Origin of the sequence: Streptomyces inhibens, from assembly GCF_022221585.1 — a bacterium.
In the GTDB taxonomy this organism is placed as follows: Bacteria; Actinomycetota; Actinomycetes; order Streptomycetales; family Streptomycetaceae; genus Streptomyces; species Streptomyces inhibens.
Genome location: NZ_CP084681.1, coordinates 7216334 through 7240342, shown reverse-complemented (window position 1 = coordinate 7240342; position 24009 = coordinate 7216334). Strand labels below are relative to the sequence as shown.

Here is a 24009-nt window from a genome sequence, read left to right as displayed (position 1 = left end):
GTTGAGTGGTGCGGACGATGCCTGGCACGCTCTGCGCTCCCTGGTGAGGTCGGGGCTCCGTACGGCCTGCGCCATACAGGTGAACGGTCCGGCCGGCGCCCAGGTCACGCCAGCCACGCAGCGCCGGCGCGCTCACCGCCGGCTCCGGTCGCTGTCCCGCCCGGCCCGGCGCCGGCCGCGCCCGTCGGTCGTACGGGTGCCGGGACCGGTGCCACCGCGGGGGCCGCGGGGACGGCCGGCAGGTCCGGGCCGGGGCGGTCCCGTTCGCTTCGCGGGCTGCGGTACCTCCTTTGCCGCGGGTGCGGGCCCATCGTCGGCGCTCGCCGCTTCCCGGTGCTGCTCGCGCAGACAGCGGCGCAGCGGCTCCGGATCGAGGCCTTCGTTGATGGCGCGGTGCAGCAACTGGGCGAAGGTGTAGTTGGGGTCGATGGCCAGGGCGCAGCCGAGGGCGACGCGCGCCGAGGGCCCGTCATCGGTGGACCAGCAGACCCACCCGGTGAGGGTGAGCGGTGCCACCGCGTGTTCGGAGTAGCTGCCGGCGCAGCGGCGGGCGAGGGCACGCCAGAGCCGGAGGGCAGGGGCAGCGGCGGGACCGTCCATCCACTCGGCCGCCCGGTCACGGGTGACCCGGTCCTGGAGCCCGAGGATGAGATCAGCAGCCTCGGCGTCGGTGATCAGCGCGTCGTCGCAGGCGTCCCTGGCCCGGTTGCTGCCCGAGGGGGTGTCCTGACGGAATCGGTGGATCATGGCCGCGGCCAGGTCGAGGGTCTCCCGGCGGACGGCCATCGCACCGTCCCGCCGGAGCATCCGCGGGACGAGCGCGCCGGCTGCCGCGTCCAGCGTCTGCTCCTGTTCGGCGGCCCGCGGGCCGGTGCGGGGCGCCAGCCTGGCCTCCATCTCCTTGAGCGAGCCGCGTACCTGCATTCCCGCGTACGCGGCGGCCGCGGCCATCACGGACGTGCCCGGCATGACCATCGGTGTGCCGTCGACGGGGCAGCACCGGAAGTCTGGACAGCAGTAGGACCAGAAGCGTCCGTTGGAGAGGCACAGGGCCTCTAGGACGGGTACGTCGAGCGCGCCGCAGGCGGTGCGCAGCCGCTGGGCGAGCGGCCGCAGCCGGTCCTTGACGTCCTTGCCGCTCTCGCCCGCCGCGGGCTCCTGGCAGAGGTAGACGATGATCGCCGCGGGCCGGGCATCACGCTCCTGACCTGCCGAGATCAGACAGTCGGCGAGTTGGTCGGCGACGTCCGGCCACTGCGCGGTGTCCGTCGGGATCCCGAGCCGGACCCTGCCTCCGAAGCGTCCTCGCTCGCCGTGCAGCGCGACCATCACGATGCTGTCGTCCGGATAGAAGCCCATGAGATACGGCAGGGCGTCGGCGAGCTCGGCCGGGCCGCGCAGGGTGACCCGGGGTTCGGCGGGCGGGGTCGTGGCCGCGCCGGAGGGGGCTGAGGAATGGGAGGAGTGGGAGCTGCCGGAGGGGTTGGACTCATTGGGCGGGGTCGGGGAGCTGGTGATGTGGTCGGGGCCGGAGGAACCAGAGGGGTTGGAGTGAGGAGAGGAGGTGGAGGGATTGGTGGCTTTGGCAGGACCAGTGGGGCTGGAGGTTTCTACACGGTCTGTGGTGCTGGTGGGGCCGATGTGTTCAGTGAGGCCGGATGAGCCGGATGCGTTTGTGGGGTTGTCAGGGGCCGACGGCTCGGTGGTGTGGGAGGCGGTGGGGGAATGCAAGGTGTTCGCGTTGTCCGGGGTGGAGGAGGCGGACGAGGCGGACGAGGCGGACGAGGCGGACGAGGCGGAGGGTGTCGCGGCGGAGTCGGAGTCGATGTCAGTGATGCGCTTGCGCGGTTCGCTGTGCGGATTCATGGCTCGAAGATCCCGCGTCCGGCCGCCGAGCCGCGACCCCTGTGGATAACTCGCGGGCGACGAGGTTATCCACAGCTTCGGGCCGGGGTTCGCGCGATGTCAGTGGCATCGGGTTGCATGGGGGCATGAGCAACGAAGAGCTGCGTGCCGCAGCCGATGCCGTCCTGACCCGTCTCGTCGGGGATTCCAGCGGCACGGCCCGGCTGCGCGAAGATCAGTGGCGGGCGATCGAGGCGCTGGTCGCCGACCACCGCCGCGCGCTGGTCGTGCAGCGCACGGGCTGGGGCAAGTCCGCGGTCTATTTCGTCGCGACGGCGCTGCTGCGGGAGCGCGGCAGCGGACCGACCGTGATCGTCTCCCCGCTGCTCGCGCTGATGCGTAATCAGGTCGAGGCGGCCGCGCGGGCCGGGATCCGCGCGCGCACGATCAACTCCGCCAACACCGAGGAGTGGGACACCGTCCAGGCCGAGGTGGCGGCCGGCGACGTGGATGTCCTGCTGGTGAGCCCGGAGCGGCTGAACAACCCCGATTTCCGTGATCAGGTGCTGCCCAAGCTCGCGGCGGCGACCGGCCTGCTGGTCGTCGACGAGGCGCACTGCATCTCGGACTGGGGTCATGACTTCCGGCCGGACTACCGACGGCTGCGCACGATGCTCGCCGACCTTCCGCCGGGTGTGCCCGTGCTCGCCACCACGGCCACGGCCAACGCCCGGGTGACCGCCGACGTCGCCGAGCAGCTCGGTACGGGTGAGGGCTCCACCGAGGCGCTGGTGCTGCGCGGGCCGCTGGACCGGGAGAGTCTGAGCCTGGGCGTGCTGCCGCTGCCGGACGCCGCACACCGGCTCGCCTGGCTCGCGGACCATCTTCACGAGCTGCCGGGCTCGGGGATCATCTACACACTCACCGTCGCCGCGGCCGAGGAGGTCACGGCCTTCCTGCGGCACCGGGGGCACACGGTCTCCTCGTACACGGGCAAGACGGAGAACGCCGACCGTCAGCAGGCGGAGGACGATCTGCTCGCCAACCGCGTCAAGGCGCTGGTGGCGACCTCCGCGCTGGGCATGGGCTTCGACAAGCCCGACCTGGGATTCGTGGTGCATCTGGGCTCGCCGTCGTCCCCGATCGCGTACTACCAGCAGGTGGGCCGCGCCGGCCGTGGGGTCGAGCACGCCGAGGTGCTGCTGTTGCCGGGGCGTGAGGACGAGGCGATCTGGAAGTACTTCGCGTCGTTGGCGTTCCCGCCGGAGGAGCAGGTGCGGCAGACGCTGGACGTCCTGGCGGCCGCCGGGCGGCCGGTGTCGCTGCCGGCGCTGGAGCCGCAGGTCGAACTGCGCCGCTCGCGCCTGGAGATCATGCTCAAGGTGCTCGACGTGGACGAGGCCGTACAGCGCGTCAAGGGTGGCTGGACGGCCACCGGGCGGCCGTGGTCGTACGACGCCGAACGCTATGCGTGGGTGGCGCGTCAGCGCGAGACCGAACAGCAGGCGATGCGGGAGTACGCCTCCACGACGGGCTGCCGGATGGAGTTTCTGCGGCGGCAGTTGGACGACGAGGCGGCGGTGGCGTGCGGCCGTTGCGACAACTGTGGCGGGGCGCGGTTCACCACCGAGGTGTCCGCCGCATCGCTGGATGCGGCGCGCGGTGAGCTGGGACGCCCGGGCGTGGAGGTGGAGCCGCGACGGATGTGGCCGACGGGACTGCCGGCGGTCGGTGTGGACCTCAAGGGGCGTATCCCGGCGGGCGAGCTGGCCTCCACCGGCCGGGCCCTGGGGCGACTTTCGGACATCGGCTGGGGCAATCGGCTGCGGCCGATGCTGGCGCCGCAGTCGCCGGACGGACCGGTCCCCGACGATGTGGCGGCCGCGGTGGTCACGGTGCTCGCCGACTGGGCCAAGGGCCCTGGGGGTTGGGCATCCGGTGCGGCGGACGCCCCTCCCCGCCCGGTGGGCGTGGTGTGCCTCTCGTCGAGCAGCCGCCCACAGCTGATCCGGTCGCTCGCCGAGCGGATCGCCGCGGTCGGCCGGATGCCGTTCCTGGGCGTGGTGACCTCGGTGGACGACGGTGCCGACGGCAGGATTCCGCGCAGCAACAGCGCCCAGCGGCTGCGGGCCCTGCACAGTTCGTTGGACGTGCCGCCGGAGCTGGCGCAGGCCCTGGCGTCGGCGGGCGGCCCGGTGCTCTTGGTGGACGACTACGCCGACACCGGCTGGACGCTGGCCGTGGCCGCGCGGCTGCTGCGCAGGGCCGGAGCAGCGGGGGTGTTCCCGCTGGTCCTCGCCGTACAGGCCTAGAGGCCGTAGCCCCGCCCGGTGCAGCGGGCAGGGATATTTGCGAAGTACCGGGTGATTGCGGGCGGCTGCGGAAATTGCTCGTTGCCGCATGACTGTACGACCGCGAGAATTGGGGTTGCTTCCCCGTACACCGGCCGTCCGTGGTCAGGCAGGGCCATGTCGTGGTGCGTACGCGCGCCCGGTCGCCGCCCGACCTGCGGACGCGTAGACGAAGGGAGGAACGTGACCTTCGGCTTCGGCCCGCCCCCGCATGTGTCCCCGCCCGCGTCCGCCGATCCCGCCGCCCGACTGGGCCGGATGCTGGAGCCCGCAGAGTGGGCCTCGGCCGGTATTCCGTTGCTGCGCAACCCTCGTGAGGTCGTCGCCGGCCTGCACGATCGTCATCGCCCGGGGCCGTCGACGGCCATTGTCGCGGTGCTTGATCCGCAGGAGCGGTTGACGGCCAGTGCGTCCTTCACCGAGTTCGCGGCCGCACCCGACGGCTGGGAGTTCCGCAATGCCCTGCTGGCGCATCTGCGCCGGGTCACCCCGCACGACCTGCGGCTGCGCGCCCCGGTCCGGACGGCCGTGCTGCTCTACTGCCGTGAGGGCGAGCCCCGTTGGACGGAGACGGACGGCGCGTGGATGTGGGGGCTGCGCGACGCCTGCACCCTGCACGGGCTCCGTTGCGGCGCGTACATCGCGCTGACTCCCGACCGCTGGCAAGTACTGGGCGAGGGTCGTGGCGGGCGCCGTCCCAGGCCGTCTCCCATGGACAAGCCGGCCACGGAACCACGCCGTACGGGGGCGGTTCGTATGACGGCGGCCCGTCGCCCGGCGGCGCCGCGTCCTGATGTGCAGCGCACGGCCGCGAATCTTTCCGTCGCACAGAGCCGCTCGGCGCCCCGGCGCACCGGTGGTGGTGCCCCGGAAGCCCATCGGCACACGGCAGCGCGCTGACCGAGGAGAGGCGGACGTAGCCCTCGCGAGAAGGAGGCGGGCCCCCTCGGCCGGCACGGCCGGACAGCCCGCCGAACCGGACCGCTCACCGAAGAGGACAGGGGCATACCGGCTCGCGCAGGTGTACGCCCCCTCGAGTCCGGGTGCGCGAGCGAGCCCGACGGCCTCAGGGGCCGACGGGCTGCTACGAGCGACAGCGGTCAGGCGTTCGCGCCGAGAACGCTGTTGATCCGCTGCGGGTCACCGCAGACGATCAGCAACGCTCCGGCACGGGCCATCGCGGTGGGCAGCGCCCGCGCGGTGACCTCGTCCGTACCGCCGTTGACGGCGACGACCACGACCGGCCGGCCGGTGGCCCGCTCGGCGGTGGCGTCCGCGTAGAACACATCGTCCACGGCGTCGTGTTGGGCCCAGTAGGACGCCTCACCGAAGGACAGTTCATGCGCGGCCCACGGGTGGGTCTCGCCGGTGGTCAGCACCAGGATGTCGCCCGGCGCACGCCCGGAGTCCAGCAGCAGGTCGACGGCCTCGTCGGCAGCGTCGACGGCGCCGGCGGCGGGTGCCGGAATGAGCTGGAGCTGCGCTCCCGCGGTGCCGGTCGGGTCGGCGGGAGGCTGCGGGGAGCCGGTGCGCTGCGCCGGCGGAGCGGCGACAGGCCCACGCGGCGGGGCAGCGGGTCCGGGCTTGCCCGGACGGGCACTGGACGCGGGGGCGCCACGCGGAGGCGCGGGGCGGGGACCGGGGCCAGGAACGGGACGGGGGGTCGGCGCGGTACGGCCGGCGGCCGGGGTTGCGCGGGGACCCGGGACACTCTCGTGAATCTGAGGCTCCTCGGGGATGAGAGGCATAAAGGGATGTCTATCAAACGTAAGTGCGGAACACGTCATCGGGTACCGAATTGATGTCCGCACCGCTCAGAAGTCGAAGCCGAGTTGGCCACCGGCCTCCAGAGCGGCTGCTTCGGGGGTGACGCGCACCTTCTTCAGATGCCGCCACCGGGGCAGGGCGTCCATGTAGGACCACGACACTCGGTGGTGCGGCGTAGGACCGTACTCCTCCAGGGCGATGCGATGGGTCGGCGAGGGGTAGCCGGCGTTGGCCGCGAAGTCGAAGTCGGCGTATTCCAGGCCCAGTTCGGCCATCATCGCGTCGCGTCGCACCTTGGCGATCACGGACGCGGCGGCGACCGCGATGCAGGACTGGTCTCCCTTGATGACCGTGCGGACCCGCCATGGCGCGCCCAGGTAGTTGTGCTTGCCGTCGAGGATGATCGCGTCCGGCCGGACCGGCAGCGCCTCCAGGGCGCGTACGGCCGCGAGCCGCAGTGCCGCGGTCATGCCGAGTTCGTCGATCTCCTCCGGTGAGGAGTGCCCGAGGGCGTACGACGTGACCCAATCGCCGAGCACAGCGCACAGTTCGGCGCGGCGCTTGGGGGTCAGCAGCTTGGAATCGGTGAGACCGTCGGGCGGCCGGCGCAGGCCGGTGACGGCGGCGCAGACGCTGACCGGGCCGGCCCACGCTCCGCGCCCGACCTCGTCGATACCTGCAACGATCTTGGCGCCCGTCGTGGCGCGCAATGATCGTTCGACGGTATGGGTGGGGGGCTCGTACGGCATGGCGCCAGCAAGGTTACGCCTATTCGGCCCAGGCGTCCGCATCGGATCCGAACCTGGTGACAACCGGTCCCGGTGACCGCGGGAGGCGGACCGGCCGGTTCCGCTACCGACGGGTATGCGAGGGGGCGCGGGGGCCTGGTGGGGCCCGCGCCGGAGGCCGCTGTTCCCCGGGGCGCGCGTGACCGTACGGGGGTGAAGTCGCCGCCCGGCGCCGCCCGTTGGGGTCAGGGGCGCGCACGGGAGCGGACGCGGACGATCATCGCGTGTCGGGTGAGGAGAAGGGCGGTGCTGCGGTGATCAGCCGGCGAGGGTGGGGGCCCAGGACGGGAGGGGCTCGGTGCTCTCCAGCCATGGCTCGGGCGGGGTGCCGGCGCGGCCGGCGGCAACGATGCCGCCGACGATGGCGCAGGTGGTGTCGACGTCTCCGCCCGCCTGGACGGTGGTCCAAAACGCCCGCTCGTAGTTACCGAGGTGCTGGGCCGCGGCCCAGAGGGTGAAGGGCACCGTGTCGTGGGCGCTGGTGCGCCGTCCGCAGCCCAGGACGGCGGCGACGGTCCCAGGGTCGGCGTAGTCGAGCATGTCGCGGGCCCGGCGCAGTCCGGCTTGTACGGCGCTGCGCGGGATCAGCTCCAGCACTCCGTTCAGCAGCTGTTCGGGGCCGATCTCGCGCGTCGGGTCGGCCACCAGGGCAGCCGCGGCGGCCACGGCCATGGCGCCGACGACGGCCTCGCGGTGCTGGTGGGTGGTGTAGGCGGAGATCTCCGCCTGGTGCGTGGCCTGCTCGGGGTCGTCGGCGTACCAGGCGCCGAGGGGAGCGATCCGCATGGCGGCGCCGTTGCCCCACGAGCCCTGACCGTTGAAGAGTCCGGACGCCAGCTCGCGCCAGTCGCCGCCCTCGCGGATCAGCCGGAGCATGCGGTTGACGGCGGGGCCGTAGCCACGGTCGAAGTCGTGGTGGTCGGCGAAGGAGTGGGCGAGGGCGTCCTGGTCGATCCGGCCGTGGGTGGTGAGCACGGCCAGGACGGAGCAGGCCATCTCGGTGTCGTCGGTCCACTGCCAGGGAGCGGGGGGCAGCTCGCGGCGCTTGAGAGAGGGGTAATGGGCGGGGACGAAGAACTGGGATCCGAGGGCGTCGCCCACGGAAAGTCCGCGCAGGCTCGCCAGAGCCCGCGCACAGCGGTCTGCGTCACGATGGTCGAGGGTCATCGCTGTGCACTCTAACCGGTGACGCCATAAGGCTCGGGTTTACACCAGCGGTCAAAGGGCCGGTCGAGGGTGTAGCGGCCGTCCGGGCCGAGCAGCAGGGTGCGCCATTCCGCGTTGCCCGGGTTGGACAGCGACTCGAAGTCGGCCACCGTCCAGTGGAACCAGCGCATGCAGAACAGCCGCATGGTGAGGCCGTGCGTGACGATCAGGACGTTCGGCGGATGGTGGGGGTCCTCGAAGCTGCGCCACAGGCTCTCCAGGAACGCTCCGACCCGGTCGTAGACGTCCGCGCCGGACTCGCCCTGGGCGAAGCGGTAGAAGAAGTGGCCGTAGGCGTCGCGGTAGGCCTTCTGCCGTCGTACGTCGTCACGGTCCTGCCAGTTGCCCCAGTCCTGCTCGCGCAGCCGGGGTTCCTCGCGCACCCGGACCTTGTCGGGGTCCAGGCCGAGCTCGTGGAAGGTCTGGTGGGTGCGGCGGTAGGGCGAGACATACGCGGAGATCTGCTCGTCGCCGAACATCTCGCGCAGTGGGCCACCGGCCTCCTCCGCCTGCCGCCGCCCGGTCTTCGTGAGGGAGAGCGCATGATCGGGTTCCCGCTCGTAGACGGTGTCGTCGACATTCCCCTCCGATTCTCCGTGCCGGATGAGAACGATGCGTCGGGGCCGAGCCATGCCGCCAGCCTAGGCGCCTGCCCTGTACACGTCGCACGCAGCTGTGGTCGCAACCGTGTCCCCTTACGCACGGGAGCCGGCCGTGACCTGCCGGCTCTCGGGGCTGCGGCTGCGGTCGATCGTTCATGCGGGATCGGGGCGCGCGACGTTGGGTCGGCAGGCGTGCGTGCGGTCAGTGGGCGGCCAGGGCCGGGCGGCCTTCACATATCTCGTAGAGGCGTCCGTCGAAGCGCCGCCGGAGCAGCCGGTCGTGGGAGACGACGACCAGCGCGCCGGGCCACACGGCCAGGGCCGCTTCGAGCTCTTCGACAAGGTCGAGCGCCAGGTGGTTGGTGGGCTCGTCGAGCAGCAGCAGGTCCGCCGGGCGGGCCAGCAGGCGGGCCAGCGCGAGCCGGCGTCGCTGGCCGGCCGAGAGAGCCCCGACGGGCACCTGAAGGTCGCGCTCCCGGAACAGGCCGAACGAGAGCAGCAGGGCGGTCAGCTCTTCCGTGTCCCCGGCCAGGCCCCGGCAGAACGCGGTCAGCAGGGGCTCGGCGGGGCGGGAGACGGGTATTTCCTGCGCGAGGTAGCCGATCCGCCCTCGGCGCTGGACCGTCCCGCTGTCCGGTGCGGTGACGCCGGCCAGGACCCGGAGCAGCGTGGTCTTGCCCGCGCCGTTGGCGCCGTGGATCACGAGGCGTTCGCCGGCGGCGACGGTGAGGGAGTCCACCGCGAGCCGGTCCCCGACCCGCACCCCGTCGAGCCGGACGAGGGTGCCCTCGGCCTCGCCGATGCCCGGCGCCGCCCGGAAGCGGAGCGGCTCGGGGGGCTTGGGGACAGGCTTCTCGCGGAGCCTACGCAGTCGTTCCTGGGCGTTGCGCACGCGGCCGGCCACCGAGGCCTGGACGCGCCCCTTGTCCCGGTCGTACGCCATTTTGTTGCCGTCCTTGATGGCTCGGCCAGGGGCCACGTCGCGTGCGGTGCCCGCCGCGAAGTCGGTGAGCTGGGCGATCTGTTCGCACCACTGGGCGTAGTCCTGCTGCCAGCGCCGGCGGGCGGCGGCCTTGGTGGCGACGAAGGTGCCGTAGCCGTCGCCGTAGCGGACGATGCCGCGGCGGTCGGCGTCGACCTCGACGATCGCGGTCGCGATCCGCTGGAGGAAGAGCCGGTCGTGCGAGACGGTGAGGACCGTGCCGCGATGGGCGAGCAGGGCGTCCTCCAGCCAGTCGAGGGCCGCGGCGTCGAGGTGGTTGGTGGGTTCGTCGAGGAGCATGATCTCGGGTGCCGCGGCGATCAGGCAGGCGAGCCCCAGCCTGGCCTGTTCGCCTCCGGAGAGGCTGCCGAGCAGCCGGTCGTGGTCCACCTGGGCCAGGCCCAGGGCATGCAGCGCCTTGTCGACGCGGGCGTCGGCCTCATAGCCGCCACGCAGCTCGAAGAGGGTGAGCAGATCGCCGTACTCCGCCAGCCTGCCGGGCGTGGCGTCGCCGAGCCCGCTCTCCAGCGACCGCAGCCTGCGCTCCATGTCCCTGAGGTCCGCCAGGGCGGCGTCGATCGCGTCCTGCACGGTGCTGTCGGGCGGGAGGTCGGGGGTCTGGCCGAGGTAGCCGATGCCGCCGTCGGCGCAGAGCACCACTTGGCCCTCGTCGGGCTGCTCGGCGCCCGCGATGATGCGCAGCAGCGTCGACTTTCCGGCGCCGTTCTCCCCCACGATCCCGATGCGGTCGCCGGGGCGTATCGACAGTGAGACGCCGTCGAGCAGCAGTCGGTCGGCGTAGGACTTGGTGATGTCACGCAAGGAGATCTGAGTGGGCAATCCATCCTCCAAAGGCAAATGCAACCCGAGTTGCGTTACGATGAGAATGGCACACGAAACCCACTAACGCAACAGGAGTTGCACTTGTCTGGCGAGACGGCGAACGAGAAGGTGAACGAGAACGCGGGCGGGACCGGCGACGGCGCGCCCACGCCCGGCACCCGGCGCCCCGGCGGCCGCACGGCACGCACCCGCGCCGCCGTCCGCGACGCCGTGCTGGCAGGCCTCACCGAGCACGGCTACCCCGGCCTGACGGTCGAATATGTCGCCGAGCACTCCGGCGTGCACAAGACGACGCTCTATCGCCGCTGGAAGGACGTCGAGGGCCTGGTGGCGGACGCCCTGGACCTGGCGGGCGAGGACAGCTGGGTCCCGCCCGACACCGGTTCCCTGGAGGGCGATCTGCGCGCCCTCGCCCGCGAGGTCGTGGCGTCCTTCACCGATCCGGCGGTGGCCGCGTCAGGCTCCGCGATGATCGCCGCCGGCTTCCAGTCGGAGCGGGCGGCCGCCGCGCTGCGCGCGTACTACGCCGAGCGGTTCGCGCGCTGCGAGGTCATCGTCGAACGCGCGGTCCACCGCGGGGAGTTGCCTGCGGCACCGGGTCCGGGCCGTGCGCCGACGGGCGCTGCCGCCGACGCCGCCCGGTACGACGACTCCGCCCCGCACAGCACCATCGATGCCGGCGCGCTCGTCCGTTCCGTCTCGGCGCCGCTGTTCTTCCGTCTGTTCATCACCCGGGAGCCGGTCGACGACGCGCTCGCCGACCAGGCCGCGGCGGCAGCGCTGGCCGCGGCCCGCGCAGGGGTGTTCACCACCCGCGGCCCCGTCGATACCATCCCCGGCGCGGCTCCCTGAGCCCGCTCACCCGAAGGCCTCCGCCGTTCACACCGTCCACGACGGTTCGAGCTGCACCACATCTCCCGCGATCGCCCGGACGTCCGCGGCTATCTGGGCACGCAGCGCCAGCCGCTCCACCCGTTCGGGCCGGTACTTGCCCCGCTCGGCCGCCGACTGCCACATCGACAGCACCAAGAACTCCTCCCCCGGAGCCCGCCCCAGCATCCCCCGCAGCATTCCCGGCGAACCCGCCATCGCCGGGTTCCAGACCTTCTCCTGCATCAGCATGAAGTGATCCACGCGGTCCTGGCGCACCTGGCAGTGCGCCAGCCGCAGCACATCCACGTCCATGAACACGGGGCGGAAGCCGACCTTCACATCAAACTCGTGCTCGAACAGCCGTACTTGGGCGTCCTTGTACGTGCCGACCTGGGCGGCCGCCAGCCGGTCGTGCGAGCGCGCCATGAAGGAGTCGTAGAACGCCCGGCTCTCCCAGAAGGCCACCAGATGCGCGACGCCCGGCCGCCCCCGGCTCCACCCCCCGCCCTGCCCTCGAAACCCCGGCTCACCCAGCAGCCCCGCCCATTTCCGCTGCCCCCGCTCGAACCCTCGACGGTCCACAACGGTGAGGCGAATCCACTTGACCAGCACCGCGCCATCGTACGGCCCGAGAGCAAACCGGGATCACTGCGCGTCACATTCCGACCACCCCGAACTTCCTTACGGGCGCGGGTCGATGGGCGTCAGCACGCCCAGCCGCCGCTCCACCGCCTCGGCCGCCTCCAGACACAGGTCCTCCCGGTAGGAGCGCCCGATCACCTGCACCCCGTACGGGAGCCCGTCCACCACCCCGGTGGGCACGGCCACCGCGGGCACGCCGACGAAGCTCGTCGCGGTGCACAGCCGCATGGCGTGCTGCACCCGCTGATGGCTCTCCTCGTCGCGCACCTCCTCGTCCGGCGCGAACGGCGGATCGGTGAACACCGGCCCCAGGACCAGCGGATACTCGTCCAGGAACACCGCCCAGTCCCGTTGGATGCCCATGCGCACCCCGGTCAGCCGCAGATACTCCGCCAGCTCCACAGGGGCGGATTTCGCCATCCCCATCTCGATATAGCGATGGCCACCCTCCCCGAGAAGCGGCTTGACGACGGGCCAGGTGGTGGCGAACTCCGTGCGGGTCATCCGGCCGTAGACCTCAAGGGCATCGTCCAGCCGCGGTACGTCGGCGACCTCGCACACCTCGTACCCGGCATCCCGGAGCGCGCCCGCGGCGCTCTCCACGGCCTTGCGCACCGCGGGGTGTACCCCGCGCCCACCGGGGTCCGTCACCATCGCCACCTTCGGGGGACGGGTCAACGGCTCGCCGTGGAGCGGCACCGGCACCGTCCGTGGGTCGCGCGGATCGGCCCCGGCCAGCACCTCGTACGCGAGCCGGAGATCATCGACCGTACGGGCCAAGGGGCCGTCGACCACGAGGACCTGCGCGGCGAGCGCGGGATCGTCCGGTCCGATGCGGTGATCGGCGGCGAACCGCCCGTAGGTCGGCTTCAGTCCCGCGACGCCGCAGAAGGACGCGGGGATGCGCACCGACCCTCCGGAGTCGTTGCCGAGCCCCAGTGCGACCATCCCGCTCGCCACGGCAGCGCCGTCGCCGCCGCTGCTCCCGCCCGGAGTGACCGCACCGCTCCACGGATTCGCGGTGTCTCCGAACAGCTCGCTGCGTGTGTGGACACCGGCCAGGATGAGCGTCGGCATATTGCTGTGCCCGATGGGGATGCCGTCCGCCGCGCGCAGCCGCGCCACCGGGGGCGCATCGGAGCGCGCGACAAAGTCGCGGAAGCGCTTTGCGCCGTAGGTCGTCGGCACACCCTCGATGGCGGTGGTCTCCTTGACGGTGAACGGCACACCGGCCAGTGGCCCCAGTTCGTCGCCCGCCGCTCGTCTGCGGTCGATCTCCGCCGCATCGGCCCGTGCCCGCTCGGCGAGCAGCTGGGTGACGGCGTTGACGGCCGGATTGACCGTCGCGATCCGCTCCAGATGGGCGTCGACCAGCTCCACCGCCGACACCTCTCCGCTGCGTACCGCCGTCGCCTGGGCGCGAGCCGCCATTTTCCACAGCGCGTTGCGCATGACCTCCCCTTCTCCCCGGCCCCTGGGGCCCTCCTGGATGCCTCATCCGCGTACCCCGGCGCAGAGGGCCGCAGTTCCCGGCACGAAGACGTTCCGATGCGCTTGCATCACTTCGGCATCGTAACCTTGTCACCGATACGTACGCATCGAATAACCGGAGTGCGCGGCATGCCCAAGCAGGTCGACCACGAGAGCCGACGCCGACAGATCGCCGAGGCCGTGTGTCAACTCGCCGACGAGAGCGGCCTGGAAGGTGTGACGCTGCGCGATGTGGCGGCCCGCGCGGAGGTGTCCATGGGGGCCGTCCAGCGCTGCTTCGCCACCAAGGAGGAGATGCTGGTCTTCGCGCTCGGCCACATCGGCGAACGGATCGCCGCACGGGTGACGGCCCGGCTCGTCGAATCGCCCGCCCAGTCGGCCCGTACGGCACTGGGGCACGCCACCACCGAGGTCTCGCTGCTCCAGGAGGAGCATCGCGCCGAGGCCCGGGTCTGGCTCGCCTTTGTCGCCCAGGCCGCCGTCAGCCCGTCGCTGGCCGAAATTCTGCGCTCCAACTACGCCGGCCTGCAGACGGCGTTCGCCCGGCTGATCACCGAGGCCGCCGACACCCCGGACCCGGACCGCGCGGCCCGCACCCTCCTCGCCCTCGCCGACGGCCTCACCACCCACGTCCTGATCGGCCATCTCTCCCCCGCCATGGCGCTGGACGTGCTCGACGGCCACCTCAACCGCCTCTGGAACGAGCGCGCATCCTGATCCGGACCCCCGCGACCCAACTGGCCGGACGGCACTTTCAAGCCATCTGAACCAGCCTCAATCCGCCTCTGACCAGGGACAGTTCATCCCACCCCACGGGGCGTCAGGCGTGGCACGATGGTCAGCCAACGGGAAGTCCCGGGAGATTGGCCGCGTGACCGCGCAGGTCGGGCCGCATCCCCGGGAGATGAAGGAAGGGAAGCCCGGTGAGCACGCTCAGCAAAGGGATCGAAAAGGTCGAGGTAACGCTCAAGTGGGACCCCAGCCCCATCGGCACCCCGGACAATGACCTCGACATCGTCGCGGCGACCTACACGGCCGACGCACCGCACGGCGACCCGGCCTATCTGGTGCACTTCGACAGCCGGTCACCCGACGGGACCATCACCCTCAACCGGGACAGCCGGACCGGCCAGGGGTTCGGTTTCGACGAGATCATGACGCTGGAACTGGACCGGCTGGCCGACACCTACAGCCGGGTCGTCGTCGGAGTGGCCATCCAGCAGGGCGAGGGCCGCAAGGTCTTCGGCGACATAGAGAACACCGCCGTTCGGATCCGCGAGGGGTACACCGACCTGGCGCAGAGCGACTTCACCGAGGTCGCCGGGGCCACCGCGGCGACGGTCGCCGAGTTCACCCGGGACGAGACGGGCAACTGGCGATTCCGTGCGGCGCTCCGGGGCTTCGACACCGACCCGGAGGCGTTCGCCGGGCTGATGGGGCGCTGAAGGAACCGCACCACGGCAAGCGAGGGGAGGCGGCAGACGACCGCCCCCCTTCGCGCCGTTAGGCGCCCTCCCTCTTGCGGCGGCGATGGGCCGCGACCCGCGCCCGTGAGGCGCAGGCGGTCGAGCAGTAGCGGCGCGCGCTCCCGGGGCCGGTGCCCAGGTAGAGAGTGGTGCACCGGGAGGCCGCGCATTCTCCCCACGGGACGCGCCCGTATTCGGTGAGAATCTGAGCCAGCGCCAGGGCACTGGAGGCGAGGAACCAGTCCGCCCAGCTCGCATCGTCACCGCGATCGACATGCAGATGCCAGGCGTGCCCGCCGTGCCGGGAGAGGCGCGGCCGGGCACCGCATGCCGCGAGCAGCGCATTGATGGCGTGGGCCGCCCGGTCGGTGTCGGTCTCGGTGAGGACCGCGGCCAGACGGGCGGCGGCCGTCCGCAGGCCGTCGGCATCGTCCGCCGAGAACGCCTGCTCGGTGAGATCGTCGGGGCTCTCCCCGTGGCGCGCGAGCAGTCCGGCCAGTGCGTCCCTGGAGAGATCCGGATCCGCGCGGACCGCGTTCGCGAGATCGATCAGCCGCTCGGCAGGCCGGAAGCCTGGCTCGATCACCGCACCATTTTTCACGATCCGCCCACTCCTCAAACCGCATTCCCCTGCCCCATGGGCTCGTGCACCCCTCCAATGTAACGTCTTGAACAAAGAAGCCGTTACCCCACGGAAATCGGACCTGGAGATGCGCATGCCCCGGCGCCCCGCCGCCTCAGGAGCACGATCAGGATTACCGCTCTACCTGGCCACCGCCTTCTTCGCCCGCCTCGCGGAGGAGGGCATGGCAGTGGCGATGGTGCTGCTGGCACTGCAGCGCGTCGGAAGCGCGGCCCAGGGCGCGTTCGTCCTCACCGCCTGGATGGCGCCGCATGTGGTCGCCGCGCCCCTGGTGGGCGCCCTTACCACCCGGATACGGCGCCCCCGGCTGTGCTATCTCGGCGCCCTGGGCGGCTTCGCCACCGCCATCGCGGCGCTGTCCCGGCTCGTCGGATGTGCCCCCGCCCCGCTGACGCTCGCCGTCGCCCTGATCGGCGGCGGCTGCGGTCCGGTCGTCTCCGGCGGGCTCTCCAGCCTGATCGCCGGGTTGCTGCCACCGGGCGCGCGGCGCGACCGTGCGTACGCGCTGGATGCGGCGGTCTACAACGCCGCCTCGGTGGCCGGTCCCGCCGCGGTCAGCGTGGTGGCTGTCCTGGCGTCGCCCGGCGCGGCGATGATGCTGCTCGGCTGCGCGGCAGCCACCGCGGCGGCGCTGGTCGCCGGGCTGCCGTACGGGCGCGCCGAGCAGGCCTCGGCGGGCCCCGCGCCGGCCACCTCGCTGCGGGCGGACCTGGCGGCGGGGCTGGCAGCCGTCTGGCGCACCGCTGAACTGCGCGCGATCACCGCGGGCACCTGTCTGGCCTTCGGCGGTATCGGCGGCCTGACGACCACCACGGTGCTGCTCGCCGGCCACCGGGGCCATCCGGGAGCGGGCGGCATCCTGATGACCGCGTTCGCCATCGGGGCACTCCTCGGCTCGCTGGCCGTGGCCCGGTGGCAGCCGCCCCTCTCGGACCAGCGCCTGGCCACGCTCGCCCTGTGCGGCACCGGCCTCGCGCTGGCCACCGCCGCGCTCGTACCGTCACCGACGGCCGGTGCGGCGCTGTTCGTCCTGGCGGGCGTGTGCGACGGTCCGCTGCTGACCGCGACCCTCCGCATCCGAGCCAGGTACGCCCCGCCGCGTACCCGGGCGCAGGTCTTCACCCTGGGGGCCGGGCTGAAGATCACGGCCGCGGCCTGCGGAGCCACCCTCGTCGGCGCGACCGCCGCCCCTGTTGCTGCTCGGGATCGCCGCTGTCCAGCTAGCCGCCGCGCTCCTGTACACGCTGATCCGTCGTGGGGCACGCCCCGGCGGCGACGCCCCGCACCCGCCGGCCCGGGTGCCGCAGGCGCCCCACCGGGCCCTCCCCTGAGCTCTCCCCGGACAGCCGCCGGTTCCATGACCCCGGGCACGACGAAGGGGACCGGCACTCGGCCGGTCCCCTTCAAAGCCCACGAGCTACCTCAGCCCGCGCCGCGGTCCGCGCGGGAGAAGCTCTCCCGCGCGGGCCCGCTCATGCTCAGCTGCAGCCGCTGGTCGACCCGCAGCCCTCGCACAGGTAGCAGCTGCCGGCCCGCTGCATCTTCGTCCCGCAGGAGAAGCACAGCGGTGCGTCGGCGTTGATGCCCAGCTGCATCTCGACCAGTTCGGCGTTGGTGTGCGCCTGCTTGGGAGCCGGCGCGGCGGCCTCCTCGACGATCTTCATCGCCGGGGCGGACTCCTTCACCGATTCCGTCTGGCGCGGCGCCGACTGGGCCAGGCCCTCGACGTCGACCTCGTCCTCGGACGGCTCGTAGGAGCCGGTCTCCAGGTGGCGCGTGCGCTCCTCGACGGAGTGGATGCCGAGCGCCGAGCGGGTCTCGAACGGCAGGAAGTCCAGCGCCAGGCGGCGGAAGATGTAGTCGACGATCGACTGCGCCATCCGCACGTCCGGGTCGTCCGTCATACCGGCCGGCTCGAAGCGCATGTTGGTGAACTTCGAGACGTAGGTCTCCAGCGGCACGCCGTACTGGAGGCCGACCGACACCGCGATGGAGAAGGCGTCCATCATGCCCGCGAGGGTCGAGCCCTGCTTGGACATCTTCAGGAAGACCTCACCGAGACCGTCGTCCGGGTAGGAGTTGGCGGTCATGTAGCCCTCGGCACCGCCGACCGTGAAGGAGGTGGTGATCCCCGGACGGCCCTTGGGGAGGCGCTTGCGCACCGGGCGGTACTCGACGACCTTCTTCTCCGCCGGGGCCTTCGCCTCGACCTTGGTCTCTTCCTTCTTCTTGGCGGAGAGGGGCTGGCCGACCTTGCAGTTGTCGCGGTAGATCGCGAGCGCCTTCAGGCCGAGCTTCCAGCCCTCGAAGTAGACCTCCTCGATCTCCTCGACGGTGGCCGTCTCCGGGACGTTGACAGTCTTGGAGATCGCACCGGAGAGGAAGGGCTGAGCGGCGGCCATCATGCGCACATGGCCCATGGCGGAGATCGACCGGACACCCATGGCGCAGTCGAAGACCTCGTAGTGCGCCGGCTTGAGGCCGGGGGCGTCGACGACATTGCCGTGGTCGGCGATGTGGGCGACGATCGCCTCGACCTGCTCGGGCTGGTAGCCGAGCCGCTTGAGCGCCTTGGGGACCGTGTTGTTCACGATCTGCATGGAGCCGCCGCCGACCAGCTTCTTGAACTTGACCAGGGCCAGGTCCGGCTCGACGCCCGTGGTGTCGCAGTCCATCATCAGGCCGATGGTGCCGGTCGGCGCCAGGACGGAGGCCTGGGCGTTACGGAAGCCGTTCTTCTCGCCGAGGCGCAGCACGTCCTGCCAGGCCTCGGTCGCCGCGGCCCACACCGGGGTGTCCAGGTCGTCCATGCGCACCGCGGAGCCGTTGGCGTCGGAGTGCTGCTTCATGACGCGCTTGTGGGCGTCGGCGTTACGGGCGTAGCCGTCGTACGGGCCGACGACCGCGGCCAGTTCGGCGGAGCGCTTGTAGGAGGTGCCGGTCATCAGGGAGGTGATGGCACCGGCCAGCGCGCGGCCGCCGTCGGAGTCGTAGGCGTGGCCGGTGGCCATCAGCAGGGCGCCGAGGTTGGCGTAGCCGATGCCCAGCTGGCGGTAGGCGCGGGTGGTCTCGCCGATCTTCTCGGTGGGGAAGTCGGCGAAGCAGATGGAGATGTCCATCGCGGTGATGACCAGCTCGACGACCTTGGCGAAGCGCTCGGCGTCGAAGGACTGGTTGCCCAGGTCGTCGTCGCGCAGGAACTTCAGGAGGTTGAGCGAGGCGAGGTTGCACGAGGAGTTGTCCAGGTGCATGTACTCGCTGCAGGGGTTGGACGCGGTGATCCGGCCCGACTCCGGCGAGGTGTGCCAGTGGTTGATGGTGTCGTCGTACTGGATGCCGGGGTCGGCGCACGCCCAGGCGGCCTCCGCCATCTTGCGGAACAGGCCCTTGGCGTCGACCTCTTCGATGACCTCACCGGTCATCCGGCCGCGCAGCCCGAACTTCGAGCCGGCCTCGACGGCCTTCATGAACTCGTCGTTCACCCGGACCGAGTTGTTGGCGTTCTGGTACTGGACGGACGTGATGTCGTCGCCGCCCAGGTCCATGTCGAAGCCCGCGTCGCGCAGCGCGCGGATCTTCTCCTCCTCCTTCACCTTGGTCTCGATGAAGGCCTCGACGTCCGGGTGGTCGACGTCCAGGACGACCATCTTGGCCGCGCGGCGGGTGGCGCCGCCCGACTTGATCGTTCCGGCCGACGCATCGGCGCCGCGCATGAAGGAGACCGGGCCGGAGGCGTTGCCGCCGGAGGAGAGCAGCTCCTTGGAGGAGCGGATACGGGAGAGGTTCAGGCCGGCACCGGAGCCGCCCTTGAAGATCATCCCCTCTTCCTTGTACCAGTCCAGGATCGACTCCATGGAGTCGTCCACGGAGAGGATGAAGCAGGCGCTGACCTGCTGCGGCTGCTGGGTGCCGACGTTGAACCACACCGGCGAGTTGAAGCTGAAGACCTGGTGCAGCAGCGCGTAGGCCAGCTCGTGCTCGAAGATCTCGGCGTCCGCCGGGGAGGCGAAGTAACCGTTCTCCTCGCCGCTCTTCCGGTACGTCTTGACCACACGGTCGATGAGCTGCTTGAGGCTCGACTCCCGGGTCGGGGAGCCCACCGCGCCGCGGAAGTACTTGCTGGTGACGATGTTGACCGCGTTCACCGACCAGAAGTCGGGGAACTCGACGCCACGCTGCTCGAAGTTGACCGAGCCGTCGCGCCAGTTGGTCATGACGACGTCACGGCGCGCCCACTCCACCTCGTCGTACGGATGCACGCCGGGTGTGGTGTGGATGCGCTCGATACGCAGACCCTTGCTCGCCTTGCTGCCCTTGGCGCGGGAGCCTCGTGCCGGGCCGCTCGTCGTCTCTGTCATGCCGCCTCCCTGTATACGGGCAAACGCCCATATGTGCGCACTCATTCCGTGGCACGGTGTATGTCTTTCTGATACCGGGACGCCCTGCTCGCGCCCCGATACAGGTCCTGGATGCGCGCCGAGCTCAGTCGGCGGCGGTGGCGGGCACGGGGACTGCCGGACCGCCGGCCTCCCCGTCGATCCCGCAGTCCTGCCCGGGCGGTCCCTGCTCGCGCTGCTCCCGCAGCTCGGCGATGGCCGCCTCGAAGTCCTCAAGTGAATCGAACGCCCGGTAAACGGACGCGAAGCGCAGGTACGCGACGAGGTCGAGTTCCTGCAGCGGGCCCAGTATGGCGAGGCCGACGTCATGGGTGGACAGTTCGGCACTGCCGGTGGCACGCACCGCCTCCTCGACCCGCTGGCCGAGCTTGGCGAGGGCGTCCTCGGTGACCGGGCGCCCCTGGCATGCCTTGCGCACTCCCGCGATGACCTTGTTGCGGCTGAAGGGCTCGGTGACCCCACTCCGCTTGATCACCATCAGCGATGCCGTCTCGATGGTGGTGAAACGGCGGGAGCAGTCGGGGCACTGGCGGCGCCGGCGGATCGCCGTCCCGTCGTCCGTGGTGCGACTGTCGACGACCCGGCTGTCCGGGTGCCTGCAGAAGGGGCAGTGCATCGCTCCACCCTCCTCAACACTCGCTATACGGACGTACGTACGCCATCGATCCCGGCGTACGACGAATAACCCCCGGCCGGTCCGTACGGGCCCTCCGAAGCAGCCACCAGCATAGGCGATACCGGGGCCTTGAAGGACCAGGCACCACAACTTCTGGGCGACCGACCGCATCCAACCACTAGATGTGGTGTCGGGCCGCTTACATCTGCCTACCGCGTGTCGCGGTGGAGGCGGGCCGGACGGTCGCCCACGAGGGTACGGGAAGCCACCCGGGCGGCGGTGCGGCGGGGCCGGGATGACAGAATCGGCCGGGCCGCGGCGGCCCGGCCGGCGCGGGCTCCCTACGTCGTCGATACGTCGCCGATCCGGCTCGCCGGCCGACCGGACGTGCCGGACGAAAGCGTGCGGCGAAGGCCCGGAATGCCCTTCGGCCATACACCCAGCCACTTGATCGGGTCAGCAAATCGGTGAATATTTCACTCGAACGTGTGTTTGGCGCAACCTTTCGAAAGCAACTACCGTTGGCTAACTAGGGAGAACATTTCGAGAGGGGCCGACGTGACCACCACCGCAGACAGCGCGACCATCACCGCACAAAGCCACTCCCAGAGCCGGTTCGAGCATCCGCAGAAGGCACAGCGGCCACCGATGGACGACGCCACGTTGGACTCCGAAGAGCAGAAGCCCGCCCGCTCGCTGCCCGGCCGACCGCCGGGAATCCGAGCCGACAGTTCCGGACTCACCGACCGCCAGCGCAGGGTGATCGAAGTGATCCGGGATTCGGTACAGCGACGCGGCTATCCACCGTCGATGCGCGAGATCGGCCAGGCCGTCGGTCTGTCCAGCACCTCGTCCGTCGCCCACCAGCTCATGGCCCTCGAACGCAAGGGCTTCCTGCGGCGCGACCCGCACCGCCCCCGGGCGTACGAGGTCCGCGGCTCCGACCAGACCTCCACCGCGGCGACGGAGACCGCCGGCAAACCCGCCGCGTCCTACGTCCCGCTGGTCGGCCGGATCGCCGCCGGCGGCCCGATCCTCGCGGAGGAATCGGTCGAGGACGTCTTCCCGCTCCCCCGCCAGCTCGTCGGTGACGGCGAACTCTTCGTGCTGAAGGTCGTCGGCGACTCCATGATCGAAGCCGCGATCTGCGACGGCGACTGGGTCACGGTCCGCCGCCAGCCGGTCGCCGAGAACGGCGACATCGTCGCCGCCATGCTGGACGGCGAAGCCACCGTCAAGCGTTTCAAGCGCGAGGACGGCCATGTGTGGCTGCTGCCGCACAACTCCGCATACCAGCCGATCCCCGGCGACGAGGCGACCATCCTCGGCAAGGTGGTGGCGGTACTCCGCCGCGTCTGACCCACCCCTCACGACCGAGCCCCGGAACCACTGCGCCGGTTCCGGGGCTTGGTTATTGCTGCCCTCTGCCGCTAAGCCGCGGCCGCTTTCGCGGAAGGGGTTGTTGTCCGGTGGGGTTGCTCCATTGATGGTTGCGGTACAAGACCGGACTTGGCGACGTCTCAGGATTCGGGCTGGGCCTTTGCTGCCGCATCGATGGCGGCGAGGGAGCGGCGGACCTGGTTGCGGTCGGTGGTGTACCAGAAGTCGGGCATCGACTTGCGGAGGAAGGAGCCGTAGCGGGCGCGCTCGACGCGGGGGTCGAGGACGGCGACCACGCCTCGGTCGCCGGTGGCCCGGACCAGACGGCCGGCGCCCTGGGCCATCAGCAGGGCCGCATGCGTCGCCGCGACCGCCATGAAGCCATTGCCGCCGGCCTCCTCCACGGCCTTCTGGCGGGCGCTCATCAGCGGGTCGTCCGGGCGCGGGAACGGCACCCGGTCCATCACCACCAGCTGGCAGTTCACGCCGGGCACATCGACGCCCTGCCAGAGGGACAGCGTGCCGAACAGACACGTACGGGCATCCGAGGCGAAGGTCCGGATCAGCTCGCCAAGAGTCTCCTCGCCCTGGAGCAGGATCGGCACGTCGAGACGGCCCCGCAGCTCCTCGGCCGCCGCCTGGGCGGCGCGCATGGAGGAGAACAGGCCGAGGGTGCGGCCGCCGGCCGCCTCGATCAGCTCGGCGAGCTCATCGAGCATGTCGGTGCGGCTGCCCTCGCGGCCCGGCTGGGCCAGATGCTTGGCGACGTACAGGATCCCCTGCTTCGCATAGTCGAAGGGGGAGCCGACGTCCAGGCCCTTCCAGACCGGGATGTCCTCGCCTTCCGTCCCCTCGGGGGCCAGGCCCATGGAGGCCGCGACACCGTTGAAGTCGCCGCCCAGCTTGAGGGTGGCGGAGGTGAGGACCACCGAGCGGTCGTCGAAGAGCTTCTCGCGAAGGAGCCCGGAGACCGAGAGCGGCGCCACCCGCAGGGACGCGCCGAAGCGGTCATGGCGCTCGTACCAGACCACGTCGTACTCGGAGCCGTTCGCGATGCGCTCGGCGACGGCATGGACGGTCTCCAGCGAGGCGAGGGCCTGCTTGCGGACGGCGTCCTCGTCCTGGACCGACTTGTCGCGGGTCGAGCCGAGCGCGGAGATGACCGTACGGGCCGCGTCGCGCAGCGCCATCAGGCAGTAGCCGAGGTCCTCGGGGATCTCTTCGAGGCGGCCGGGCAGCGCCAGCTCCATGAGGCGCTCGAAGGTCTCGGACGCGGTCTGCAGCTGGTCGGCGGCCTTTTCGTTGACGAGCTTGGAGGCCCGGCGGACGGCGCGGTTGACCTGGCCGGGGGTGAGCTCGCCGGTGGCGACGCCGGTGACCCGGGACACCAGCTCATGGCCCTCGTCGATGATCAGGACCTCGTGCTGCGGAAGGACCGGCGCGCCCTCGATCGCGTCGATGGCGAGCAGCGCGTGATTGGTGACGACGACATCGGCCAGCTTGGCCCGCTCCCTGGCGGCCTCGGCGAAGCACTCCGCCCCGTACGCGCATTTCGAGGCGCCCAGGCACTCCCGGGAGGAGACCGAGACCTGGCCCCAGGCGCGGTCGGAGACGCCCGGGGTGAGGTCGTCGCGGTCGCCGGTCTCCGTCTCGTCCGCCCACTCCCGCAGGCGCAGCAGGTCCTTGCCGAGCTTGCTGGTCGGGGTCGCCTGCTCGAAGACGTCGAAGAGGCCGTCCTCCTCTTCCTGCGGGACGCCTTCGTTGAGGCGATGCCGGCAGAGGTAATTGGCGCGGCCCTTGAGCATGGCGAACTCGGGGCGGCGGCGCAGCAGCGGATGCAGCGCGTCGACCGTGCGGGGCAGATCGCGCTCGACCAGCTGGCGCTGCAGCGCGAGGGTGGCCGTGGCGACGACGACCCTTTCGCCATGGGCGAGCGCCGGGACCAGATAGCCGAGGGACTTTCCGGTGCCGGTGCCCGCCTGGACGAGCAGATGGGAGGCGTCGTCCACGGCGCCGGCGACGGCCTCAGCCATCGCCACCTGGCCGGGGCGCTCAGTGCCGCCGACGGCGGTGACGGCGGCATGGAGCAGATCGGGGAGGGAGGGCTTCGTCATAGC

19 protein-coding genes are annotated in these 24009 nt (G+C 71.3%); 7 read left to right on the top strand and 12 right to left on the bottom strand.

Annotation, left to right across the window (positions count from 1 at the left end; genetic code table 11):
• Nucleotides 1–132 precede the first annotated feature (132 nt).
• Nucleotides 133–1866: a DUF4192 domain-containing protein gene (locus tag KI385_RS32725; protein WP_425357002.1), complete on the bottom strand. Its 1734-nt coding sequence runs from the start codon at nucleotides 1864–1866 to the stop codon at nucleotides 133–135.
• 125 nt (nucleotides 1867–1991) lie between these two features.
• Between KI385_RS32725 and KI385_RS32720 the strand changes: the two genes are divergently transcribed.
• Together KI385_RS32720 and KI385_RS32715 are read left to right on the top strand one after the other, a co-directional pair.
• A complete protein-coding gene (locus KI385_RS32720; RefSeq protein WP_238575668.1) occupies nucleotides 1992–4157 on the top strand; it encodes a RecQ family ATP-dependent DNA helicase in 2166 nt (721 codons plus the stop codon).
• Between the two features lie 222 nt (nucleotides 4158–4379).
• On the top strand, nucleotides 4380–5096 hold the full coding sequence (locus tag KI385_RS32715) for a hypothetical protein (RefSeq protein ID WP_425357001.1): 717 nt from the start codon (nucleotides 4380–4382) through the stop codon (nucleotides 5094–5096).
• Between the two features lie 200 nt (nucleotides 5097–5296).
• On the opposite strand, the gene KI385_RS32710 is transcribed toward KI385_RS32715, so the two are convergent.
• The 5 genes from KI385_RS32710 to abc-f all read right to left on the bottom strand — a co-directional run bounded on the left by KI385_RS32710 (nucleotide 5297) and on the right by abc-f (nucleotide 10381).
• Complete coding sequence (locus tag KI385_RS32710) at nucleotides 5297–5944, bottom strand: hypothetical protein (RefSeq protein WP_238575667.1); 648 nt, start codon at nucleotides 5942–5944, stop codon at nucleotides 5297–5299.
• 66 nt (nucleotides 5945–6010) lie between these two features.
• A complete protein-coding gene (locus KI385_RS32705) occupies nucleotides 6011–6712 on the bottom strand; it encodes a ribonuclease HII (protein ID WP_238575666.1) in 702 nt (233 codons plus the stop codon).
• Nucleotides 6713–7009: 297 nt separating this feature from the next.
• Nucleotides 7010–7918, bottom strand: a complete 909-nt coding sequence (locus tag KI385_RS32700) for an ADP-ribosylglycohydrolase family protein (RefSeq protein WP_238575665.1) — start codon at nucleotides 7916–7918, stop codon at nucleotides 7010–7012.
• Nucleotides 7919–7929: 11 nt separating this feature from the next.
• A complete protein-coding gene (locus tag KI385_RS32695; RefSeq protein ID WP_238575664.1) occupies nucleotides 7930–8589 on the bottom strand; it encodes a histidine phosphatase family protein in 660 nt (219 codons plus the stop codon).
• Nucleotides 8590–8761: 172 nt separating this feature from the next.
• Nucleotides 8762–10381 carry a ribosomal protection-like ABC-F family protein gene (abc-f, locus tag KI385_RS32690; RefSeq protein ID WP_238575663.1) on the bottom strand — a complete coding sequence of 540 codons (1620 nt, stop codon included), beginning with the start codon at nucleotides 10379–10381 and terminating at the stop codon, nucleotides 8762–8764.
• A 78-nt stretch (nucleotides 10382–10459) separates the two neighbouring features.
• Here abc-f and KI385_RS32685 point away from each other — a divergent pair, with 78 nt between their 5' ends.
• Entirely contained in the window at nucleotides 10460–11236 is a 777-nt protein-coding gene (locus tag KI385_RS32685) for a TetR/AcrR family transcriptional regulator (protein WP_425357000.1), read from the top strand.
• A gap of 27 nt (nucleotides 11237–11263) precedes the next feature.
• Here KI385_RS32685 and KI385_RS32680 read toward each other — a convergent pair whose 3' ends face one another.
• Together KI385_RS32680 and KI385_RS32675 are read right to left on the bottom strand one after the other, a co-directional pair.
• The gene (locus KI385_RS32680) at nucleotides 11264–11869 is read right to left on the bottom strand and encodes a YdbC family protein (RefSeq protein ID WP_238575662.1); all 606 of its coding nucleotides are present in this window, start codon (nucleotides 11867–11869) and stop codon (nucleotides 11264–11266) included.
• Between the two features lie 69 nt (nucleotides 11870–11938).
• Nucleotides 11939–13351 carry an amidase gene (locus tag KI385_RS32675; RefSeq protein ID WP_238575661.1) on the bottom strand — a complete coding sequence of 471 codons (1413 nt, stop codon included), beginning with the start codon at nucleotides 13349–13351 and terminating at the stop codon, nucleotides 11939–11941.
• A 168-nt stretch (nucleotides 13352–13519) separates the two neighbouring features.
• Here KI385_RS32675 and KI385_RS32670 point away from each other — a divergent pair, with 168 nt between their 5' ends.
• Both KI385_RS32670 and KI385_RS32665 read left to right on the top strand, forming a co-directional pair.
• Entirely contained in the window at nucleotides 13520–14107 is a 588-nt protein-coding gene (locus tag KI385_RS32670) for a TetR/AcrR family transcriptional regulator (protein ID WP_238575660.1), read from the top strand.
• Nucleotides 14108–14313: 206 nt separating this feature from the next.
• Nucleotides 14314–14835, top strand: a complete 522-nt coding sequence (locus KI385_RS32665) for a TerD family protein (RefSeq protein ID WP_238575659.1) — start codon at nucleotides 14314–14316, stop codon at nucleotides 14833–14835.
• Between the two features lie 58 nt (nucleotides 14836–14893).
• On the opposite strand, the gene KI385_RS32660 is transcribed toward KI385_RS32665, so the two are convergent.
• Entirely contained in the window at nucleotides 14894–15442 is a 549-nt protein-coding gene (locus tag KI385_RS32660; protein ID WP_238575658.1) for a CGNR zinc finger domain-containing protein, read from the bottom strand.
• A gap of 130 nt (nucleotides 15443–15572) precedes the next feature.
• On the opposite strand from KI385_RS32660, the gene KI385_RS32655 reads away from it, so the two are divergent.
• Nucleotides 15573–17081, top strand: a complete 1509-nt coding sequence (locus KI385_RS32655) for an MFS transporter (protein ID WP_342593483.1) — start codon at nucleotides 15573–15575, stop codon at nucleotides 17079–17081.
• Here KI385_RS32655 and KI385_RS32650 read toward each other — a convergent pair.
• Both KI385_RS32650 and nrdR read right to left on the bottom strand, forming a co-directional pair.
• Nucleotides 16978–19857 carry a vitamin B12-dependent ribonucleotide reductase gene (locus KI385_RS32650; RefSeq protein WP_238575657.1) on the bottom strand — a complete coding sequence of 960 codons (2880 nt, stop codon included), beginning with the start codon at nucleotides 19855–19857 and terminating at the stop codon, nucleotides 16978–16980. The two genes, KI385_RS32655 and KI385_RS32650, sit on opposite strands and share 104 nt — an antisense overlap.
• A 124-nt stretch (nucleotides 19858–19981) precedes the next feature.
• Nucleotides 19982–20512 (bottom strand): transcriptional regulator NrdR, encoded by a 531-nt coding sequence (nrdR, locus tag KI385_RS32645; protein ID WP_128504244.1) that lies wholly within the window; start codon nucleotides 20510–20512, stop codon nucleotides 19982–19984.
• Nucleotides 20513–21070: 558 nt separating this feature from the next.
• Here nrdR and lexA point away from each other — a divergent pair.
• On the top strand, nucleotides 21071–21871 hold the full coding sequence (gene lexA, locus KI385_RS32640; RefSeq protein WP_128504242.1) for a transcriptional repressor LexA: 801 nt from the start codon (nucleotides 21071–21073) through the stop codon (nucleotides 21869–21871).
• A 161-nt stretch (nucleotides 21872–22032) separates the two neighbouring features.
• Here lexA and KI385_RS32635 read toward each other — a convergent pair whose 3' ends face one another.
• A complete protein-coding gene (locus KI385_RS32635; RefSeq protein ID WP_238575656.1) occupies nucleotides 22033–24006 on the bottom strand; it encodes an ATP-dependent DNA helicase in 1974 nt (657 codons plus the stop codon).
• Nucleotides 24007–24009: the final 3 nt, after the last annotated feature.

Excerpts from the sequence above, each read along its gene's own strand:
- KI385_RS32725 (WP_425357002.1), bottom strand. The coding sequence starts at position 1,866 with ATGAATCCGCACAGCGAACCGCGCAAGCGCATCACTGACATCGACTCC.
- KI385_RS32720 (WP_238575668.1), top strand. The coding sequence starts at position 1,992 with ATGAGCAACGAAGAGCTGCGTGCCGCAGCCGATGCCGTCCTGACCCGT.
- KI385_RS32710 (WP_238575667.1), bottom strand. The coding sequence starts at position 5,944 with ATGCCTCTCATCCCCGAGGAGCCTCAGATTCACGAGAGTGTCCCGGGT.
- KI385_RS32705 (WP_238575666.1), bottom strand. The coding sequence starts at position 6,712 with ATGCCGTACGAGCCCCCCACCCATACCGTCGAACGATCATTGCGCGCC.
- KI385_RS32700 (WP_238575665.1), bottom strand. The coding sequence starts at position 7,918 with ATGACCCTCGACCATCGTGACGCAGACCGCTGTGCGCGGGCTCTGGCG.
- KI385_RS32695 (WP_238575664.1), bottom strand. The coding sequence starts at position 8,589 with ATGGCTCGGCCCCGACGCATCGTTCTCATCCGGCACGGAGAATCGGAG.
- KI385_RS32675 (WP_238575661.1), bottom strand. The coding sequence starts at position 13,351 with ATGCGCAACGCGCTGTGGAAAATGGCGGCTCGCGCCCAGGCGACGGCG.
- KI385_RS32670 (WP_238575660.1), top strand. The coding sequence starts at position 13,520 with ATGCCCAAGCAGGTCGACCACGAGAGCCGACGCCGACAGATCGCCGAG.
- KI385_RS32655 (WP_342593483.1), top strand. The coding sequence starts at position 15,573 with ATGCCCCGGCGCCCCGCCGCCTCAGGAGCACGATCAGGATTACCGCTC.
- KI385_RS32650 (WP_238575657.1), bottom strand. The coding sequence starts at position 19,857 with ATGACAGAGACGACGAGCGGCCCGGCACGAGGCTCCCGCGCCAAGGGC.
- nrdR (WP_128504244.1), bottom strand. The coding sequence starts at position 20,512 with ATGCACTGCCCCTTCTGCAGGCACCCGGACAGCCGGGTCGTCGACAGT.
- KI385_RS32635 (WP_238575656.1), bottom strand. The coding sequence starts at position 24,006 with ATGACGAAGCCCTCCCTCCCCGATCTGCTCCATGCCGCCGTCACCGCC.